At 39.7% G+C, this 19,149-nt stretch carries 16 protein-coding genes and 2 tRNA genes; 17 read left to right on the top strand and 1 reads right to left on the bottom strand.

Annotated features, from left to right (window positions below; genetic code table 11):
- The first annotated feature begins 118 nt into the window (after positions 1-118).
- The 8 genes from FHK89_RS08315 to FHK89_RS08280 all read left to right on the top strand — a co-directional run bounded on the left by FHK89_RS08315 (position 119) and on the right by FHK89_RS08280 (position 8,012).
- Positions 119-1,516 (top strand): 3-deoxy-D-manno-octulosonic acid transferase, encoded by a 1,398-nt coding sequence (locus FHK89_RS08315; RefSeq protein WP_230659008.1) that lies wholly within the window; start codon positions 119-121, stop codon positions 1,514-1,516.
- A gap of 51 nt (positions 1,517-1,567) precedes the next feature.
- Complete coding sequence (locus FHK89_RS08310; protein WP_230659006.1) at positions 1,568-2,347, top strand: 16S rRNA (uracil(1498)-N(3))-methyltransferase; 780 nt, start codon at positions 1,568-1,570, stop codon at positions 2,345-2,347.
- A gap of 356 nt (positions 2,348-2,703) precedes the next feature.
- Complete coding sequence (locus FHK89_RS08305; RefSeq protein ID WP_230659004.1) at positions 2,704-3,843, top strand: extracellular solute-binding protein; 1,140 nt, start codon at positions 2,704-2,706, stop codon at positions 3,841-3,843.
- A gap of 68 nt (positions 3,844-3,911) precedes the next feature.
- Entirely contained in the window at positions 3,912-5,510 is a 1,599-nt protein-coding gene (locus FHK89_RS08300; protein ID WP_230659002.1) for an ABC transporter permease, read from the top strand.
- Positions 5,511-5,623: 113 nt separating this feature from the next.
- Positions 5,624-6,823: an ABC transporter ATP-binding protein gene (locus FHK89_RS08295; protein ID WP_230659000.1), complete on the top strand. Its 1,200-nt coding sequence runs from the start codon at positions 5,624-5,626 to the stop codon at positions 6,821-6,823.
- Positions 6,824-6,934: 111 nt separating this feature from the next.
- Entirely contained in the window at positions 6,935-7,174 is a 240-nt protein-coding gene (locus FHK89_RS08290) for a hypothetical protein (protein ID WP_230658998.1), read from the top strand.
- Positions 7,161-7,514 carry a PIN domain-containing protein gene (locus tag FHK89_RS08285; RefSeq protein ID WP_230658996.1) on the top strand — a complete coding sequence of 118 codons (354 nt, stop codon included), beginning with the start codon at positions 7,161-7,163 and terminating at the stop codon, positions 7,512-7,514. Before FHK89_RS08290 ends, FHK89_RS08285 begins: the two co-directional genes overlap by 14 nt.
- Positions 7,515-7,589: 75 nt before the next feature.
- Positions 7,590-8,012 (top strand): hypothetical protein, encoded by a 423-nt coding sequence (locus FHK89_RS08280; RefSeq protein WP_230658994.1) that lies wholly within the window; start codon positions 7,590-7,592, stop codon positions 8,010-8,012.
- Between the two features lie 93 nt (positions 8,013-8,105).
- Here the strand turns inward: FHK89_RS08280 and FHK89_RS08275 are convergent, their stop codons facing one another.
- A complete protein-coding gene (locus tag FHK89_RS08275; RefSeq protein ID WP_230658992.1) occupies positions 8,106-9,050 on the bottom strand; it encodes a methyltransferase domain-containing protein in 945 nt (314 codons plus the stop codon).
- Positions 9,051-9,313: 263 nt separating this feature from the next.
- Here FHK89_RS08275 and gyrA point away from each other — a divergent pair, with 263 nt between their 5' ends.
- The 9 genes from gyrA to FHK89_RS08230 all read left to right on the top strand — a co-directional run bounded on the left by gyrA (position 9,314) and on the right by FHK89_RS08230 (position 19,119).
- Entirely contained in the window at positions 9,314-12,079 is a 2,766-nt protein-coding gene (gene gyrA / locus FHK89_RS08270) for a DNA gyrase subunit A (RefSeq protein ID WP_230658990.1), read from the top strand.
- 183 nt (positions 12,080-12,262) lie between these two features.
- Positions 12,263-12,940 carry a glutathione S-transferase gene (locus FHK89_RS08265; RefSeq protein WP_230658988.1) on the top strand — a complete coding sequence of 226 codons (678 nt, stop codon included), beginning with the start codon at positions 12,263-12,265 and terminating at the stop codon, positions 12,938-12,940.
- On the top strand, positions 12,930-13,175 hold the full coding sequence (locus FHK89_RS08260; protein WP_230658986.1) for a hypothetical protein: 246 nt from the start codon (positions 12,930-12,932) through the stop codon (positions 13,173-13,175). The genes FHK89_RS08265 and FHK89_RS08260 overlap by 11 nt, the downstream gene beginning before the upstream one ends.
- Before the next feature lie 457 nt (positions 13,176-13,632).
- Positions 13,633-16,221: an ATP-dependent chaperone ClpB gene (gene clpB, locus FHK89_RS08255; protein ID WP_230658984.1), complete on the top strand. Its 2,589-nt coding sequence runs from the start codon at positions 13,633-13,635 to the stop codon at positions 16,219-16,221.
- A 320-nt stretch (positions 16,222-16,541) separates the two neighbouring features.
- A tRNA-Val gene (locus FHK89_RS08250) sits at positions 16,542-16,617 on the top strand.
- Between the two features lie 44 nt (positions 16,618-16,661).
- Positions 16,662-16,738, top strand: a tRNA-Asp gene (locus FHK89_RS08245).
- A 336-nt stretch (positions 16,739-17,074) separates the two neighbouring features.
- The gene (locus FHK89_RS08240) at positions 17,075-17,728 is read left to right on the top strand and encodes a hypothetical protein (RefSeq protein ID WP_230658982.1); all 654 of its coding nucleotides are present in this window, start codon (positions 17,075-17,077) and stop codon (positions 17,726-17,728) included.
- A gap of 52 nt (positions 17,729-17,780) precedes the next feature.
- Complete coding sequence (locus FHK89_RS08235) at positions 17,781-18,416, top strand: hypothetical protein (protein WP_230658980.1); 636 nt, start codon at positions 17,781-17,783, stop codon at positions 18,414-18,416.
- Positions 18,417-18,471: 55 nt separating this feature from the next.
- Entirely contained in the window at positions 18,472-19,119 is a 648-nt protein-coding gene (locus tag FHK89_RS08230; RefSeq protein ID WP_230658978.1) for a hypothetical protein, read from the top strand.
- Positions 19,120-19,149: the final 30 nt, after the last annotated feature.

The raw sequence follows: 19,149 nt of genomic DNA, 5'->3' as shown, positions 1-19,149 counted from the left end.
GATAAGTATTTTATTTTTCTTTAGTCATAGACTATGATAGCTAGCTATTTTTTACCTGCGTTGTTATCAGCAACGAGATTAACTTATTTTAAATCCTTTTTTTGTCCATGCCTCCCTTATGACTCTATCTGCCTCTCCATTACCACCACCTTTATATTATCGTCTACTGATAAAGCTCCTCAAACCCCTATATTACTTCAAGATAAAATACATTGGTGATAAAAAAGATAAATCCATTAGCGGCCACGTCCTAAAAGATGAGCTTAATCAGAGATTTGGTAAGATTTATCCTGCTCTGCCACAAAGGCAACAAATTATTTGGTGTCATGCTGTATCTCTTGGAGAGACCAATACCATTGCGCCTATGATAGACGAGCTGTTGACACAAGGGTTTGGTGTTTGGTTAACTAATACAACACACACAGGTTATGCTCGCAGTCAGATATGTTTTGCACACGCCATTGCTGATGGGCAGCTTGTGCATAGTTATGTACCAGTTGATGCGCCACAAGTAATAAAGTCATTTTTGCAGCATGTGCAGCCTTGTTTGGCGATGTTTGTTGAAACGGAACTGTGGGCAAATACGTTATATATCTTGGCACAGCAACAAATTCCTTCGGTGTTGGTGAATGCGCGACTCTCTGAAAAATCTTGGCAAAACTATCAAAAAATTGCTGCTGTTAGTCATAGTATGATGCAAAATATCAGCCTAATTATTGCTCAAGATAATGAATCTGCTAAGCGTTTTCGTCAGCTTGGTGCGGCCAGTCATAAAATACGCCGAGCCAGCTCACTAAAATGGTCGGTTAATTCTGTATCCTCTAAATTGACTCAATCAGATGCCCTGTTTACCCAAAATATAACAACCAAACGCCCTATTTGGGTCGCTGCCAGTACACATGCAGGTGAGGAGGCGGCTGTATTAAAAGTACAGCAGCAGTTACTTAACCAGCCACAGTTATCGCATACCTTATTAGTCTTAGTACCTCGTCATCCTGAGCGTTTTGATGAAGTTGCAGAAATGATAGAGGCATTTGATTTTCAATATGCTCGGCGTAGCCAACAGCAATCAATCACTGAGCAAACGCAAGTGTATTTGGCAGATACGATGGGTGAGTTAATGCGTTGGTATCAAATGGCAGATGTGGCATTTGTTGGTGGTTCGATGGTGGATATTGGTGGACATAATCCTGTTGAGCCTGCCAGTGTTGCCACGCCAATTATCATGGGTAAATATACTCAGTCTTGTGATCAAATCGTAGCGCAATTGCAAGCAGTAGATGCATTGCAGCAGGTTGGTGATAACGAAGATATTGCAGGATTATATAAATCACTTGAGTTTTGGCTCAATGATAAAATGTTGGCAAAGCAAGCAGGACAAAATGGCTATCAGTTGGTATGTCAGCACCAAGATGCTATGGATAAACAGTTAGCAATGATATGTCCATTATTGCCATCATTAAATATATCAAAGCCAACGCTAGCCACAGGGGATAAAACCTCAGATGTTCTATAACAAGATGTGAGATGTTTCAGAGCTAGAAAATTTGTATAGAAAGGAGATACAGTGAACTGTATTTTGTTACCTGCATGTACATCACTTTGTGACAGTCAGGGTAAGGTCATACACCCAATACAGTCTTTATCTGCACATAAAAAATGTATAACGGCTGCTCAAGCGGTGATTACCGATATTGATCAGGTGACACATATTACTCATGTGTTAAAAAGTCAGGTAGGTGACACCTTAAAAATTGGGCAATTGCAAGGTAATTTGGGAACGGGTGTGATTACAAAGATAGATGCCTCAAGTGTGCATTTAGCCAATATTTGTTTGACCAAACTACCCCCTGCCAAGCTTGACTTGACCCTTATATTGGCATTACCTCGACCCAAGGTATTACGCCGACTTATCATGGACATGACCGCCATTGGCGTTAAGCAGATTGTATTGCTCAATAGTGTACGTAGCCAAAAAAGCTATTGGCAAAGTCCATTACTAAAACGCATTGATGAATTTTTGATTGAAGGGTTACAGCAGGGCGTTGATACGATTCCGCCGACAATATTATTACGCCAACGTTTTAAGCCTTTTGTTGAAGATGAACTGCCAGCATGGATAAAAAATAAAACGGCAGTGATTGCTCATCCACAAGCATCACAAAGTTTTACCCAACTTATTAAAGAGCAAGGTAAGCCGCAGCTAATATGTGTGGGGGCAGAAGGGGGCTGGGTAGATTATGAAGTCGCATTATTACAAGCACAAGGTGTGCTCACTGCCAGCCTAGGTGAGCGCATATTGCGTACAGAAGCTGCGGTCAATGTGTTATGTGGACAAATTATATAAAAATCTGATAATACGGTGTGTGTATGCGTTTTATGTATACGAAAAGTAACCAGACAGTAACTAAATTATTCATATTATTTATTTAATTTACCAGATAAATGTTTACTAATATTGATAATAATTACTATTTGCTTTATTATACCGTGCTGGTGCTACATTATTTAATCATTATAGTAGTAGAGTGTCACTAGAAAAGTAAAGTCAGATAAGTATCGAACGTCAACTCATAACTTTATAGAAGTCTTTATATATTTAGTAGTTTTATTTATATAATAGTTTCTATCAAATAACAGCGTCAATATTTTTGGCATGTCGTTCGGTTTTATAGTACATATATTATTTTAAAGGATCGTTTTATGAGTTTAACTACGCACAAGACATACTTAGGTATGGCTATCTTAGCCACATTTTCATTGATTAGCGGTTGTGATAAATCTGCTGATCAAGAACCAGCGGCTACAGAAACTGCTGAGATTACTGAAACTACTGAAACAGATGGTATTGCTACTACAGAAACTGCCGTTGTAGAAAATGCAGAGCCAGCGTCCACTGATACGGTTACTATTTATTCTTCACGTAACGAACAGCTTATTCAGCCATTATTGGATCAATTTACGGCACAAACAGGCACACCAGTTGAGCTTGTGACTGATAAAACAGGACCATTGATGGCTCGCTTAGAAGCTGAGTCTACCAATACACCAGCAGATATGTTACTGACTGTTGATGCAGGTAACTTATGGCAAGCGGGTGAAAAAGGTCTATTGCAACCTTTAAATTCTAGTATTGTTAATGAAAATGTTCCTGCAAAATATCGTGATTCTAGCGATCTTTGGACAGGTTTATCATTACGTGCACGTACCATTTTTTATGATCCCTCAAAGGTTCAACCAACAGATTTATCAACCTATGCGGATCTAGCTGATCCAAAATGGAAAGGTAAGCTATGTTTACGTACTTCTAAAAAGGTTTACAACCAGTCATTGGTTGCTAGCATGATTGAGCATTATGGTGCTGATAAAACAGAAGAAATTGTAAAAGGTTGGGTTGCTAACTTAGCTGCTCCTGTATTTAGTAATGACACTAAAATGCTAGAGGCGATTGCAGCTGGACAATGTCAAGTGGGTATTGCTAACAGTTATTACTATGGTCGTATCTTAGAAGATAATCCAAGCTTCCCTGTAAAAATCTTCTGGGCAAATCAAGGCAATGGTCCTGATGACTTCGGTACACATGTGAACGTCTCTGGTGCAGGTATCATTAAAAATGCCTCAAATCCAACAGGCGCGCGTCAAGTTATCGAATGGTTATCATCAGATCAAGCACAGAGCTTGTATGCTAGTGCTGATAAAGAATATCCTGTCAAGCCAGGAACAGACCATTCAGAAATGCTCAAATCTTGGGGTACGTTTAAGCAAGATGATATTAATGTGAGCATATTTGGTCAACGCCAAGCAGAAGCCATTCAGTTGATGGATCGTGCAGGTTACGAATAAGCATCTGTAACCATATCTATTATGCCCATGTCTCACATGGTTTTATATAATAAATTAAGATACGGATAATGATAAAAACTTCTTCTTATCGAGCAATCACAGCGAAATCAGTTTTAGGACTGATTTCGCTTTTTATGTTAATCCCCATACTGGTAGTGATGTGGTCTTGGCTTGAGCCAATGGAAGAGGTTTGGACGCATCTATCTGAGTATGTATTACCGCAAGTCATTAAAAACACGACACTTTTATTAGTGTTAGTGACAGTTATTGCAGGTAGTTTGGGTACTTATTTAGCGTGGCTGACCAGTATGTACCGTTTTACTGGGCAACGACTATTTGTCTGGGCGTTGATGCTACCATTTGCTATTCCTGCTTATGTTTTAGCATTTGTTGGTGTGGGTATATTTGATTATAGTGGCATTATTCAAACCACACTTCGAGAGATTGGTATCTCTATCAGTTTCCCCAATATACGGAGTGTATGGGGGGCAGGGATTATGCTCTCACTTGTTTTTTATCCCTATGTTTATTTGTTAGCTCGACAAGCTTTTTTATCACAGGGCAGGCGTGCATTAGAAGCAGGTCAGATGCTTGGGCTTACTCAGCGGCAGGCATTTTTCAAAGTTGCGCTGCCACAAGCGATGCCATGGATAATTGGTGGGCTACTGCTAACATGGATGGAAACTCTGGCAGATTTTGGGGCGGTATCAGTATTTAATTTAGATACCTTTACCACTGCCATCTATAAAGCGTGGTTTGGTTTTTTTAGCTTGACCACGGCAGCTCAGCTTGCGGCATTGTTGATTATTGCTGTCTTACTGGTGTTGTTATTTGAGCGTTTTTGGCAAAAGCGGCGCAGTTATTTGCCCAGTGCGGGGCAGCATCAGCGTATTCAGTTAAAAGGTTGGCGCAATATTTGGGCAATGAGTTTTTGTGCGATTATCTTTTTATTTGCTTTTGGATTGCCCATGATTCAGCTTATTATTTGGGTGATTAAAAACTATCATTATGATTTGGATCAACGCTATTGGGGATTCGTCACTAATACCATGCTGATTGCCACCATGACTGCCTTATTTGTGGCATCGCTGGCAATGATTATTGCATGGATACAACGTCAATACCCTGATCGTACAAATCAGCTACTGGTTTCATTGACCAATTTAGGCTATGCCGTTCCAGGTACAGTGCTTGCGGTGGGTGTTTATATTCCGATTGCATGGCTAGATAATCGGTTTATTGCATGGGGTGTGAGTAGCACCCAAATATTAAGCGGTAGTGTGCTGGTCATGCTATTGGCATTATCCACCCGCTTTTTAACCGTTGGTTTTCAGCCCATCGATCGGCAGATGCAACGTCTAACCCCCAATCAGGAGCAGGCCGCAGGTCTACTTAGTGACAGTTTGCTACACCGCTGGCGACGGGTATTTTTGCCCATTATTAGCCCCGGTGTATTTACTGCCTTAATTATGGTATTTGTTGAAGTTACCAAAGAGATGCCAATTGTATTGATGACCCGTCGTCATGGCTGGGATACCTTGGCAGTTAGGGTATTTGAGATGACCAGCGAGGGCATGTATGAGCGGGCGGCTCTACCAAGTCTGTCTATTGTATTGGTGGGACTGATTCCTGTTATTTTGCTAATACGACAATCAGATAAAGGCTAACCTACAGCAATACAGTTGTTGTTATTGGTGACTTAGGATATTAGTCAAAATACAATCACCAGCCTTCAGTTCTTTATTTTAAAGTTTTAATATTGTCAGCAGGTTGAAAAAATATGAAATCATCTAATCCAATAGATACTAATTTATCTTCTAAATCTAATATTACTTCTGGCAATAATTACTTTTGTGTGGATAACCTTGTTGTCAGCTTTGGTAAAACTGAGGTGGTACGTGGATTATCTATGCAGCTTCAGCAAGGAGAGATTGGCTGTTTTTTAGGGTTTAGTGGTTGCGGTAAAACCACAGCTTTGCGTGCCATTGCAGGGTTAGAGAGACCACAACAAGGTGTTATCACTTTAAATGGTAAAACCTTGACCAGTGTGATGGCAAATAGCAACACAACAAATGGCAGCGATATGATTATTGCACCTGCCAAGCGTGGTATGGGTATGGTATTTCAAGACTATGCTTTATTTACCCATCTGACTGTCAGTGAAAATATTGGTTTTGGGCTACATCGCTGGGCAAAATCAGAACGCATTGCTCGAGTACAAGAAATGCTAGCATTAATTGACCTCACTGAGCATGCTAACAAGCGTATTAGTGAGTTATCAGGTGGGCAGCAACAACGTATTGCTCTAGCACGAGCCCTAGCACCTAAGCCTGACTTGTTACTACTCGATGAACCATTTTCTAACCTTGATATGATGCTACGAGAAACCCTTGCTGCCAAAGTACGTGATATTCTAAAACGCACCAATACCACAGCTATTTTGGTCACTCATGACCAACATGAAGCCTTTGCTATTGCGGATAAAATCGGAGTGATGCACAAAGGGCGTATTGCACAGTGGGCAACGCCTAGTGATTTATATCATCAGCCCAATAGCCCTTTTATTGCTGAGTTTGTTGGCGAAGGTGCAATGATTGATGGGGTTATTGAAAATGGTGTGATTAAAACGGCTTTGGGAGACATCACACAGCGAGCAGGTGAGCCTTGCCGTTATGATTATCCCAATGGCACTCAAACCAAACTGCTGATTCGTCCTGATGACATCGTCCATGATGATGCCAGTCCCCATCAAGCAACTGTACTTGGACGAGTATTTCGTGGTGCAAATTATTTATATCAGCTACAGCTAGATAGCGGTGAGCAGGTGCTCTCACTAATTCCGAGTCATCATGACCATGCCATTGGCTCAAAAATTGGTTATCTAGCTAACCTTGAACATGTTGTTTTATTCTCAAGTGAGGTAAGTGCAGATACTGCAATGACAGATGATAGTGAACAAATCATATGGAAGCGTATTTGATATATTTGAATGAATAGTAACGGTATAGAAGGTCTTATTTTATCTCTTATATACCTATTTATATTATATGCTACAATCAAAATCAGCTATATTACTTAGGATATTACTATTATGGTTACCTTGAATATATCACCTAGCCAACAAGTTCTTATTGAGCAGGCAAGTCAGCAAGCAGGGATGACATTAGAACAATATATTATCACTCAGGCTTTATCTACAGTTAATCATTCACAGCATAGCCGAGAAAATAAGCCTAAAACATTGGCTGATTGTGTTGCTGGTAAAAAGCTAGATAGTTTTCGAGATGATTCAGTAGCCATACAAAGAGCTTTACGTGATGAATGGGACTAAATATTTATTAGATACCTGTTTTATTTTGGGATTGTATAACCAGAATGATGATGTATTGGATAGATTTGGTGATACATTAATAGAAAACTGCCATATTAGTGTCATTAATCGCATTGAAATTTTTGGCTATGCTCATATCAGTTCTACGGATGAGAGGACACTTTGGGAATTGTTGTCAGAAATGGTGTGCTTACCGTTATCCTATAGGGTAGAAATGGAAACTATCAAAATTAGGAAGCAATACAAAATTAAACTGCCAGATGCCATCATATTAGCGACGGCAAATATTTATGATTTAGAGTTATTGACTCTTGATAAAGGTTTGATGAAATATTTGTGATAGCAACGAAAAAAATACTCTCGATACTCAGGATATTGATGTCTTTAAAAGTAAACAAAACAAAAAAGGAATGTAATGACTTATGATTTAGTGATAAGACGTCAATTACCAATTCTATTTCAATTATCAATCCTAATACTTCCGTTGTTGCCACTTTTGTTGACGGGATGTCAAAAAGGTGATTTTATAGCACAAATAGAGCAGTTAGATAAACCAAAAGGATTTGAGCAAGTCACGGTCAATGAGCAGTTGGATAATCATGTATTATTAGGTATGAATGAGAATGAGCTACTAACCTTTTTAGATAACAATGATTTTGATACATTTGAGGATAAACAGGATAAAAAGTGTCCTAAAGCAGAAAAAGTATATATCTCAGTGTATGAGTTTAAAAATAATTTGTCTTTTCCTGCTAATTATAGGTTAGCAGGTTATTTTTGTTTTCAAGATAAAAAATTAACCCATAAAAATATGTTGTATATTAAGCATAACTATTAATGTAAGCGGTACTTTGTTTATATATTTTTATTTTAAAATAAAAATATCTTTAAAATAAAACTCTTCCCCGTTAGACCTCTATTTTTCAAACTGCTACCCCACATACCTTGCCATGATATGTAAATAACGTCCCAACCATTTAAATGGTTCTTGCCCTGAATATCTTACTTCCATTTCAATCACTGCATCAGGGTTGGTGTGTCCACCTCGTTTTAGGGGTGAGTAGTCATGGAATACTCGTAAGCCTGATACAGTATCAATTTTAAAGCCTGTTTGCTCAAGCCATGTCGCTACTTCATCATAAGCGACGGGGTGGTTTGGGGTCAGGCTTTTTTTATTGTCGGCTTTATAATTGGGATTATTGAGCAGGTTAAAGTTGCCCATGACTAGGTTGCGATAAACAAAGCTGGCGGGATTATAAAAGCACAGCGAGACGATGCCGTTTTTTGTTAGCCATTTTGCAAAAAAGTCCATGATGGCTTGCGGTTCGGCTAACCATTCAAGTAGGGCATGACAAAGTATGAGGTCATATTTTCCGTGTAATTTATCTTCTAATTGTTGATAAGGGCATACCAGCCATGTGATGTTGTCTAATGCTTGTGTGTTTTGAGTCGTAGCATCTTGATTTTCTGCTTTTTTTTCTTGTTCTGCTTGTATGTATTTTGGGTCTTGCAAAGACTGCTGGGCTTTGGCAATCATGTTTGCCGATATGTCATTGATAGTGACGTCGTGTCCTTGTTTGGCAAGCTCGATGGATAATTGTGCCAGTCCTGCACCGATGTCTAATATACGCAGTGGGCGGGATTTAGCGGTGCTATTTGGTAGTTCTTGGGCTGGAGTTTGAGTGAGAGGAAAAGTATCGGCTAGGGTGGTGACAGCTTGAGTGATGTCTCGTTTAAGGACAGCAAGGCGAATATCACCTTTGAGTCCGCCATAGACTTTGTCGGCAAAGTGGTCAGCGATGGGGTCAAAATTGCGGTCTTCTCTGGGGTTGTCTTTCTCATTAATAACTTTGTCACTGGTAATGTGGTTGGTCATGATGGTCTCTTGTTGTTAACTTAGGGTGCATTATTTTATCGTTTATTTCGCGGTTTTAACGTTGGCTTTATGATTGATTTATGGGACGGTTAACAAAGGGTAATATCATTATTATAACAAGGGTTTTGAGTGGTGAAACAGGCAGATATGCGCTGCCCGAATAAGGTGATTTTGTGCTAAAATAGACACCCATTAAATCATTAGTTATTTTCTGTGCTTGAGTGTGTAAATTCACAGGGCATAGAGTGCGTGGAGATGTGTGTATGAGCGGTTCGGTTAGTCCTATTGCCATCGTTGATGAGCTAAAACAGTCCTATCTTGATTATGCGATGAGTGTGATTGTTTCGCGGGCGTTGCCCGATGTGCGTGATGGCTTTAAACCAGTGCATCGCCGTGTGATGTTTGCCATGAATGAGCTGTCAAACGATTACAATAAGCCTTATAAGAAATCTGCTCGTGTGGTCGGTGATGTGATTGGTAAATACCACCCCCATGGTGATACAGCGGTATATGATGCGATTGTGCGTATGGCACAAGATTTTAGTTTGCGTTATCCAATGGTTGATGGTCAGGGGAATTTTGGCTCGATTGATGATGACCCAGCAGCAGCGATGCGTTATACCGAAGTGCGTATGACCAAGCTGACCCATCAGATGCTTGCCGATTTGGACAAAGATACGGTCGATTGGGAGGATAACTACGATGGCTCTGAGCGTATGCCGAGTGTGTTGCCTGCACGTGTACCCAATTTATTAGTCAATGGGGCGACGGGTATTGCGGTAGGTATGGCGACCAATATGGCACCGCACAATCTCACTGAGGTGATTAATGCATGTTTGGCGTATGCCGAAAATCCACAAATTTCAGGCGAAGAGTTAACACAGCATATTACAGGTCCTGATTTTCCTACAGGTGGCATTATTTATGGTCGGGCAGGGATTGTTGATGCTTATCGTACAGGTAAGGGTCGTTTGCATGTGCGTGGTCGCTATCATATTGAGCCAATGAGTGAAACAGGGGTCAATCGTGACCGTGACCGCATTGTGTTTACAGAGATTCCGTATCAGACTAACAAGGCGAAATTGATTGAGCGTATCGCTGAGCTGGTGCGAGATAAAAAGATTGAGGGCATCTCTGAGATTCGTGATGAGTCGGATAAAGACGGCATGCGTATCGCCATTGAGCTACGCCGTGGTGAAGTAGCCGAAGTCATTGTTAATAATCTATTTTTGCAAACGCCACTAGAGTCAAGCTTTAGTATTAATATGGTGGCTCTTGATAATGGGCAACCAAAATTAATGACCTTGCGTCAGTTGATTGCGGCGTTTGTGCGTCATCGCCAAGAGGTGGTGACACGGCGTACAATTTTTGAATTAAATAAGGCAAAAGCACGTGGTCATTTGCTTGAAGGTTTGACCGTGGCTTTGGCAAATATTGATGACATTATTGCCACCATTAAGCAGTCAACAAACCGTGCTGATGCGCGCGAGCAGCTATTAGCCAAAACTTGGGAATCGGGTACGGTGGTAGCGATGCTTACTGCCGCAGGACGGGGCAGTGACAGCTCAGATGTGCGTGCAGTACGTCCTGAGATTATCGAAGGTGAAGATTTAAACAATCCATTTGGGCTGATTGATAAGGGCACACGCTATCGTTTGTCACTCGACCAAGTTAACGCCATTTTAGAGATGCAGTTACACCGTTTGACTGGGCTTGAGCAAGATAAGTTGACCGATGAATATCAAGATATTTTGCGTCAAATTGCTGAGCTTGAGGCGATATTAGCAGACTTTAATAATTTGATGACGGTGATTAAAGATGAGCTTATCGAGATTCGTGATAACTTTGGTGATGAGCGGCGTACAGATATTGTGGACTCTCGCACTGACTTTAGCCGTGAAGACTTGATACCTGAGCAAACCGTGGTGATGACGGTCTCTCGTACGGGTTATGCCAAAACACAGCCAATTAGCGATTATGTGGCACAAAAACGTGGTGGTAAAGGTAAATCTGCCACGGCGATGAAAGAAGATGATGTGATTGACCATCTACTCGTGACGTCAACCCATGCCACGGTGATGTGCTTTACTGACAATGGTCGGGTATTTAGCTTACGCGGCTTTGAAGTACCGCTTGCCAGCCGTGGTGCTAGAGGTCGCCCATTAGTAAATCTCATTGGTCTTGATGCCGATGAAACAGTAACCACCATCTTACCTGTGCCTGATTTATCCGATGATATTGCAGGACGCTTTGTGTTCTTTGCTACCGCTAATGGTACCGTAAAACGGGTCGAGCTTGAGCAGTTTGCTAATATTCGCTCAAATGGTCTGATAGCCATCGGACTTGAGGACGATGACAAACTGATTGCTACTCGTATTACCAATGGTAATCAAGAGGTGATGCTGTTTGCCAGTAGTGGTAAAGCCATTCGTTTTGATGAAAATGATGCCCGTGCTATGGGGCGTACCGCCAAAGGGGTGCGTGGCATGCGCCTAGACAAAGGTGAGAGTATTAAATCACTGGTGGTGCTTGATGATGATGTCAAAGAAGTATTGATTGCTTGTGAAAATGGCTATGGTAAACGTACCCTTATCGAAGAGTTTAATGCGCAAAAACGTGGTGGTGGTGGTGTGATTGCCATTAAGACCAGTGAGCGAAATGGTGCATTGGTACGTGCCACCAAAGTCGATGCAGAAGATGATATCATTCTGATTTCTGATAAAGGTACTTTGGTACGCACGCCAGTAGCACAAGTGGCATCAGCAGGGCGTAATACGCAAGGGGTGACCTTGATACGCTTGGCAAAAGATGAGTCATTGGTTGCCATGGCACAGGTAGAAAATGATGACGATGATGAGCTGATTGAAGCCTTAAAAGAAGATGGCTTATTGGGTGAGGATACATTAGCGACTGACACCCTAAGCGATAGCGATAACCTAAGTGATAAACTGGGCGACACATTGGGCGATGATTCAAGTGATGTGGATAGTGCAAATGATGGTTTGATGTCTGATATTGATGCAGAATAATTACTTTGCAACCATTGTATAAAATAATCATATAAATTGTCATGAAAGTTGTCTTGATTAATCTGTGTGCGTCGCTCACCATGATGTATCGCAATTCATAAAGTTAAGCATTTATGAAATGACGTAGTATTTGTTTTGGCAATATTTGACAATATTTGATGAAGATAACACAAGGAATCAATCATGGCACAACTACATTTACACCATTTGCAAAACTCACGCTCGTTTCGTATTTTATGGCTGTTAGAGGAGCTTGAGCTTGACTATCAGTTGACTAAATATGAGCGCAATCAGGCGTATCTTGCGCCAGAGAGCTTGGAGACAGCACACCCAATGGGTAAAGCCCCCATTCTTGAAGTGGACGGTGTGCCAATGATTGAATCAGGGCATATTATTGATTATCTGATGGCAAAATATGACACTAAGTATCAACTGCACCCAAAAACCGATGCCGATAGCCAATCGTGGCTCGATTATGATTTTTGGCTGCATTATGCCGAAGCCTCAATGATGCCGCCTTTGGTGATGCGCTTGGTTTTTCATAAGATTGCTGAGCAAGCACCTGCATTGGTGCGTGTGGTGACCAAAAAAATTCGCCAAAAAGTCGAAGCAACGATGATTAGTAAAAATATCAACACCAGCTTGGACTTGGTAGAAAAACAGCTCAGTGACAATCAGTGGTTTGCAGGCAGTGAGTTTAGTGCTGCTGACGTTCAAATGGGTTTTGTCCTAGAAGCCATCAATACTCGAGAAGGTCTTAACCCAACCAAATATGCCAATATTTTAAATTGGATAAAACGCTGTCAAGCCCGTCCTGCTTATCAGCGTGCCGTAGAGAAGGGAGGTAAGCTTGACTTCTAAACTGGATAATCATTTAGGGGCAAATAAGCCGTCAGATAATCCAAATCTTAACTCGGCAAAACCAGAAGTGCTTAGGGGTTGGAAGACTAAGTTATTGGTACTTTTGCTGTGTGGCATAAGTTTTTTTGCTGGCTGGAAAGCGTATCAGGCCCGCCAAGCCAATGCTTGTATACAGCTTGGTGGACAGATGGTTGCTCATGGGCAGGTATCTATTTGTCAGGGTGTTGCTTTATAGAGGTATGGCTATTGAGAGTAATACACCATCAAGCGGAATCTATAAATATTTGCTCATAGATAGGCTTGAGAGCTGGAAATTAAGAGCTTGAGAGCGGCAAACTAAGAGGTTGTATACTTTTACTTTCATACTTTTAATAATAGGGCGTACTATCATTTTGGTAGTACGCTTTTTTTTGTTTATTATTTGTGTTGATTAAATGCGGGGTAACAGGTATGAAAAGTGTGAATAAGGATTGAAATTAGCAAATATGACTACATTTACAGGCTAAGAGTTGGACAATGGGTTGGATAATGTTGGATAAAACCCTGCATGTGACTCAATAGTAATTATTAATATTTGACAATGTAAAATATTTTTGATTTATCTATTGAAATTAGTTGTAGATGACCGCATATAGATAATAAGCAACAAGCACAAAGCTTGGCAATCATATTAATATTATAAGGATACAAAAATGAGATTTGATAAATTTACCCAAAAACTACAAGCAGCAGTACAACAAGCACAAAGTTTGGCGATAGGTCGTGATAATACAGGCATAGACCCTGTGCATATCATGGCAGCATTGCTAGAAGATGAAGCCAATATTGCCATCTGTCAGCAAGCAGGCGGTAGTGTGCCAGCACTTAAAAATGGCGTGGCAAAGGCACTGGATAATCAAGCCACCATTAGCAGTCCAACAGGTGAGGTGAGCTTAAATCCAAGCGCAGTTAAAATACTCAACCTTGCTGACCGTCAAGCCCAAAAAGCAGGTGATGATTTTATCGCCACTGAATGGGTATTATTGGCATTGGCAGAGCAGGGCGATACCAAAAAGATATTTGCTCAAGCGGGTGTGACGGCAGACAAACTAAAAGCGGTGATTGAGCAATTGCGTGGAGACCAAACCGTGAATAGCCAAAATGCTGAAGACCAACGTGATGCGCTTAATAAATATACCATAAACTTAACCGAGCGTGCTGAGCAAGGCAAACTTGACCCTGTGATTGGGCGTGATGAAGAAATACGTCGTACCATTCAAGTCCTGTCACGACGCACCAAAAATAACCCAGTGCTTATCGGTGAGCCGGGTGTGGGTAAAACCGCCATTGTTGAAGGTTTGGCACAAAAAATCGTCAATGGTGATGTACCTGAGGGCTTGCGTACCAAAGAAGTGTTGTCACTTGATTTGGGTGCATTAATTGCAGGTGCGAAGTTCCGTGGTGAGTTTGAAGAGCGTCTCAAAGGGGTGCTCAATGACCTTGCCAAACAAGAAGGTAATGTTATCTTATTTATTGATGAGCTGCATACCATGGTAGGTGCGGGCAAATCTGACGGCGCAATGGACGCAGGTAACATGCTGAAACCTGCGCTGGCTCGAGGTGAGCTACATTGTGTTGGAGCAACTACATTAGATGAGTATCGCCAATATATCGAAAAAGATGCGGCGTTAGAGCGTCGTTTCCAAAAGGTATTGGTTGATGAGCCAACAGTAGAGGATACCATTGCTATATTGCGTGGCTTAAAAGAGCGTTATGAGCTGCATCATGGGGTCGATATTCAAGACAGTGCCATCATTGCAGCAGCACGTATGAGTCATCGTTATATCACTGACCGTAAATTGCCCGATAAAGCCATTGATTTGGTTGATGAGGCAGCCAGTCGTCTGCGTATGGAGATGGACAGCAAGCCTGAAGCTTTGGGTAAATTAGATAGTCGTTTGATTCAACTAAAAATGCAGCGTGAAGTGCTCAAAAATGAAGATGATGCAGGTGCCGTTGCCGAAAGACGCGTGCTTGATGAGCAAATTGAAGAGTTAGAAAAAGAGTATGCGGATTTAAATGAAATCTGGCAGGCAGAAAAAGCCTTGGTCAAAGGCAGTCAACAGCTCAAAGATGAGCTAGATAAAGCCCGTATTGCTTATGATAAAGCCAGCCGTGAGGGTGACTATGAAACCATGTCAAAACTGCAATATGAGACCATACCACAGCTAGAAAAACGCATTACTGAGTCTGATTTGGCTGAGCAAAAAGAGCAGTCAGGTGAAGCATCAGGCATTAAGCTGTTGCGTAATAAAGTGACTGATAATGAAATTGCTGAAGTGGTCAGTGCTGCAACGGGTATTCCTGTCGCTAAAATGATGCAAGGTGAGCGTGATAAAATGCTGGCAATGGAAGAAAAATTGCATGAGCGTGTCATTGGACAAGATGAAGCGGTAGAATCGGTTGCCAATGCGGTACGTCGTAGCCGTGCGGGCTTATCAGACCCTAACCGTCCTTCAGGCTCATTCCTATTTTTAGGACCAACAGGGGTGGGTAAAACTGAGCTAACCAAATCATTGGCAAATTTCTTGTTTGACTCAGAAGATGCCATGATACGCATCGACATGAGTGAGTTTATGGAAAAACACAGTGTCAGCCGTTTGGTCGGTGCGCCTCCTGGCTATGTTGGCTATGAAGAAGGTGGGGTATTGACCGAAGCTGTGCGCCGTAAACCTTATAGTGTGGTGCTGTTTGATGAGGTAGAAAAAGCACACCCTGATGTGTTTAATATCTTATTGCAAGTGCTTGATGACGGTCGTCTGACAGACTCACATGGTCGGGTAGTGGACTTTAAAAATACTGTTATTATCATGACCAGTAACTTAGGCTCACATAAAATTCAAGAAATGGCAGGTGATGAATACGAAGAAATCAAAGCGGCAGTGATGGAATCAGTTGGTCAACATTTCCGCCCTGAGTTTGTTAACCGTATTGATGAAATTGTTGTCTTCCACCCACTGGGTATGGCACAAATGGCAGGTATTGCCGATATCCAGTTGCAGCGTTTACGCAAACGCTTACAAGAGCGGGATATGGATATTAGCTTATCACCAGATGCGATGAATAAACTGGTTGCTGTGGGGTATGACCCTGTGTATGGTGCACGTCCACTGAAACGTGCTATTCAGCAGCAGATTGAAAACCCATTGTCATTACAGTTACTAGCTGGTGATTTTGTCGCTGGAGATACCATCAAAGTCGATGTTAATGACAATGATGAGTTAAGTTTTAGTAAGGCGTAATAATTTAGCCCATTGTTTTTAACATAGTTGTTTAATCGTATAATCTCACTGCTTAGCTTAAGCAGTGAGATTTTTTATACACTAAATTAAGGAGACGGATAAAAGCAAAAAAACATAAATTTTTTGAAAAAAACATTTGACACCCACGCTTAAATCTATATAATACACACCCACAGCGAGAGACCTTAACCATTTAATTGAGTAAGGTTTTAAGTTAAAGAAATTTGATAGTATAATTTTTTAACGCTTTTTTTAGAATTTACGAAAATGTAAATTCTCTTGCGCTCGGGCAAAGCAGTACTTTGCTTTATCCTCGCTCAGGGTGATTAGCTCAGTTGGTAGAGCGTCTGCCTTACACGCAGAATGTCGGCGGTTCGAATCCGTCATCACCCACCACTTATTATATAGCGAGTGGATAAATAAGCTAGATAGCGACCTAAGCAGCGGTAGTTCAGTTGGTTAGAATACCGGCCTGTCACGCCGGGGGTCGCGGGTTCGAGTCCCGTCCGCTGCGCCATTTTTAAAACTAGATATTAAACTTATTGTTTAAACAAGTTTCGCCTCAAGTATCCCCTTACTTGAGGTTTTTTTATGTCTGTAGGTTTTTGGTTTATAAGGGGTTTGTGAGATTTAGGATAGAAAGTTGAGTTGCATGGCTGCTTTTAGTTAGATTATTTTAACAATATCCCACTTTTATTTTAAAATAATTATAAAATGAAGTTAGAAAGCTATGGTTATCACATAATGATTAAGATATTTTTAATATTATGTTATATGATGAAATGTTGCCTTGTCCTACCTGTGAACTAAATAAAGGTATACATCACAACATAGCTACAGGAGAACAATAATAATGAATAGAGATAACATACAGCTTATAAAACAAATGAATGAGCTTATATTGGCATATGCTGATGACGTTGTACCAGTAAATCGCAATATCATTGTTGATTTTTTTAAAGAGAGGAATATACCCTGTCGAAAAGATTATATCGACTTTTTAGCAAGATTTGGTGGTAATTACTCTTATTTTTTTAGACCACAAGGTAGTGGTTATGACTGTACTTTTCAAGAGATAAGTGAAATATATCTTGAAGAGCCACCAGAAGAAATGCCAAGCAATGACTATGCACTAATATCCAACCATACTTTTGCTGATTTTTATTTTATTGAATATAGTACAGGTCATATTTGCCAACCCTATTCTGATAACGAAGGAAATTGGACATATGAATATTATTCATATAAAGATATTGATTCGTTTTTATGGTGTCAACTGTATTACACCTATTATAAAAACTTTACTACTGAAATCATTCATCATCTCACTGATGCAGAATTAAATAAATTTTTTATTGACTATCATGATTATTTATTAGTGGGCTTTCCTGATTGTACTGCTGGAAACTATTTTAAAGATAACAAAATATATGCCCACTCATCTAATACCAATATCATTGAAGAGCATATCTTATCTGATGATTTTGTCCGTAAGCTTTATAAATAAAGACTTTTAAGGCTGTTTGCTAAGTTTTGTTTTTTATCAGATAGTAAAGGTTATGAATCCAAATAAATTATCATTAATCAAAAAGATGAATCAGCTTATGCTTGAATATGCTGATGATATTGTCCCTGTTGAACGTAAACAGGTTACAGATTTTTTTGAAGAAATTAACATCTCTTATCGAGAGGACTATATTGACTTTCTAGCAAAATTTGGTGGTAATTACTCTAAAATGTTTCAACGATTTGAGTTTGACTGTACATTTCAAGAGATAAAGGAGATTTATCTTGAAAATGCAGTATATGACCCTGTGCCACCAGATGGTTATTGTATTATAGGTAACCAATTAATGGCAGATGCATTCATTATAGAAAACGATACTGGAAAAATATTTAATAAATATCCTACAGAATACAAACCTATTATAGGTAAAGCAGACTTTGAAAATATTGATATTTTTCTTTGGTGGTTTTTATATGGTACTTATTCCGATAATTTTATTGCCAACTTTTCCCTACATGAAAATATAGTAAATTTAGATAAGTATTTGACCTCGAATAGAATAGAGCTAATATTTTATGGTACAAAATACTTTATTGATGAAGGTAAGGTATATATCTATTATGAAAATAGTCATAAACTTTATATACATATCCTTACTGATGACTTTGTAAAACGGCTTTATGAGTAACTGTTTTAAACAGCTTCCTATCTATGAGATAACACTTAACTATAAAAGATGAATCATGCACCCAAATAAATCATTATTACTCAAAAAGATGAATGAGCTTATATTGGAATATGCTGATGACGTTGTACCAGTAAATCGCAATATCATTGTTAATTTTTTTAAAGAGAGGAACATACCCTGTCGAAAAGATTATATCGACTTTTTAGCAAGATTTGGTGGCAATTACTCTTATTTTCTTCAAACAGGTGATTTTGATTGTACCTTTAAAGAGATAAGTGAAATATATATAGAGGAGCCAGCAGAAGAAATGCCAAGCAATGACTATGCACTAATATCTAACCATACTTTTGCTGATTTTTATTTTATTGAATATACCACAGGTCATATTTATAGACCATCTATTGATATAGAAGGAAACTATATATTTAAATATTACTCGTATAAAGATATTGATTCGTTTTTATGGTGTCAACTGTATTACACCTATTATAAAAACTTTACTACTGAAATCATTCATCATCTCACTGATGAAGAATTAAATAAATTTTTTATTGACTATCATGATTATTTATTAGTGGGCTTTCCTGATAGCACTGCTGGAAGCTATTTTAAAGATAACAGGATATATGGACATAGTTCAAATACTAATATAATTAGGGAATATATTCTATCGGATGAGTTTCTTCGTAAGCTTTATAAGTGATTAAAAATCTATTAATCAAATAGAGAATAA

The organism is Psychrobacter sp. I-STPA10 (assembly GCF_021012795.1).
Lineage (GTDB): Bacteria > Pseudomonadota > Gammaproteobacteria > Pseudomonadales > Moraxellaceae > Psychrobacter.
This window is presented reverse-complemented; position numbering and strand designations above follow the sequence as displayed.

Bases quoted from the DNA above. Each gene is read 5' to 3' on its own strand.
- FHK89_RS08315 (WP_230659008.1), top strand. From the start codon at position 119: ATGACTCTATCTGCCTCTCCATTACCACCACCTTTATATTATCGTCTA.
- FHK89_RS08305 (WP_230659004.1), top strand. From the start codon at position 2,704: ATGAGTTTAACTACGCACAAGACATACTTAGGTATGGCTATCTTAGCC.
- FHK89_RS08300 (WP_230659002.1), top strand. From the start codon at position 3,912: ATGATAAAAACTTCTTCTTATCGAGCAATCACAGCGAAATCAGTTTTA.
- FHK89_RS08295 (WP_230659000.1), top strand. From the start codon at position 5,624: ATGAAATCATCTAATCCAATAGATACTAATTTATCTTCTAAATCTAAT.
- FHK89_RS08290 (WP_230658998.1), top strand. From the start codon at position 6,935: ATGGTTACCTTGAATATATCACCTAGCCAACAAGTTCTTATTGAGCAG.
- FHK89_RS08285 (WP_230658996.1), top strand. From the start codon at position 7,161: ATGAATGGGACTAAATATTTATTAGATACCTGTTTTATTTTGGGATTG.
- FHK89_RS08280 (WP_230658994.1), top strand. From the start codon at position 7,590: ATGACTTATGATTTAGTGATAAGACGTCAATTACCAATTCTATTTCAA.
- FHK89_RS08275 (WP_230658992.1), bottom strand. From the start codon at position 9,050: ATGACCAACCACATTACCAGTGACAAAGTTATTAATGAGAAAGACAAC.
- gyrA (WP_230658990.1), top strand. From the start codon at position 9,314: ATGAGCGGTTCGGTTAGTCCTATTGCCATCGTTGATGAGCTAAAACAG.
- FHK89_RS08265 (WP_230658988.1), top strand. From the start codon at position 12,263: ATGGCACAACTACATTTACACCATTTGCAAAACTCACGCTCGTTTCGT.
- clpB (WP_230658984.1), top strand. From the start codon at position 13,633: ATGAGATTTGATAAATTTACCCAAAAACTACAAGCAGCAGTACAACAA.
- FHK89_RS08240 (WP_230658982.1), top strand. From the start codon at position 17,075: ATGAATAGAGATAACATACAGCTTATAAAACAAATGAATGAGCTTATA.
- FHK89_RS08235 (WP_230658980.1), top strand. From the start codon at position 17,781: ATGAATCCAAATAAATTATCATTAATCAAAAAGATGAATCAGCTTATG.
- FHK89_RS08230 (WP_230658978.1), top strand. From the start codon at position 18,472: ATGCACCCAAATAAATCATTATTACTCAAAAAGATGAATGAGCTTATA.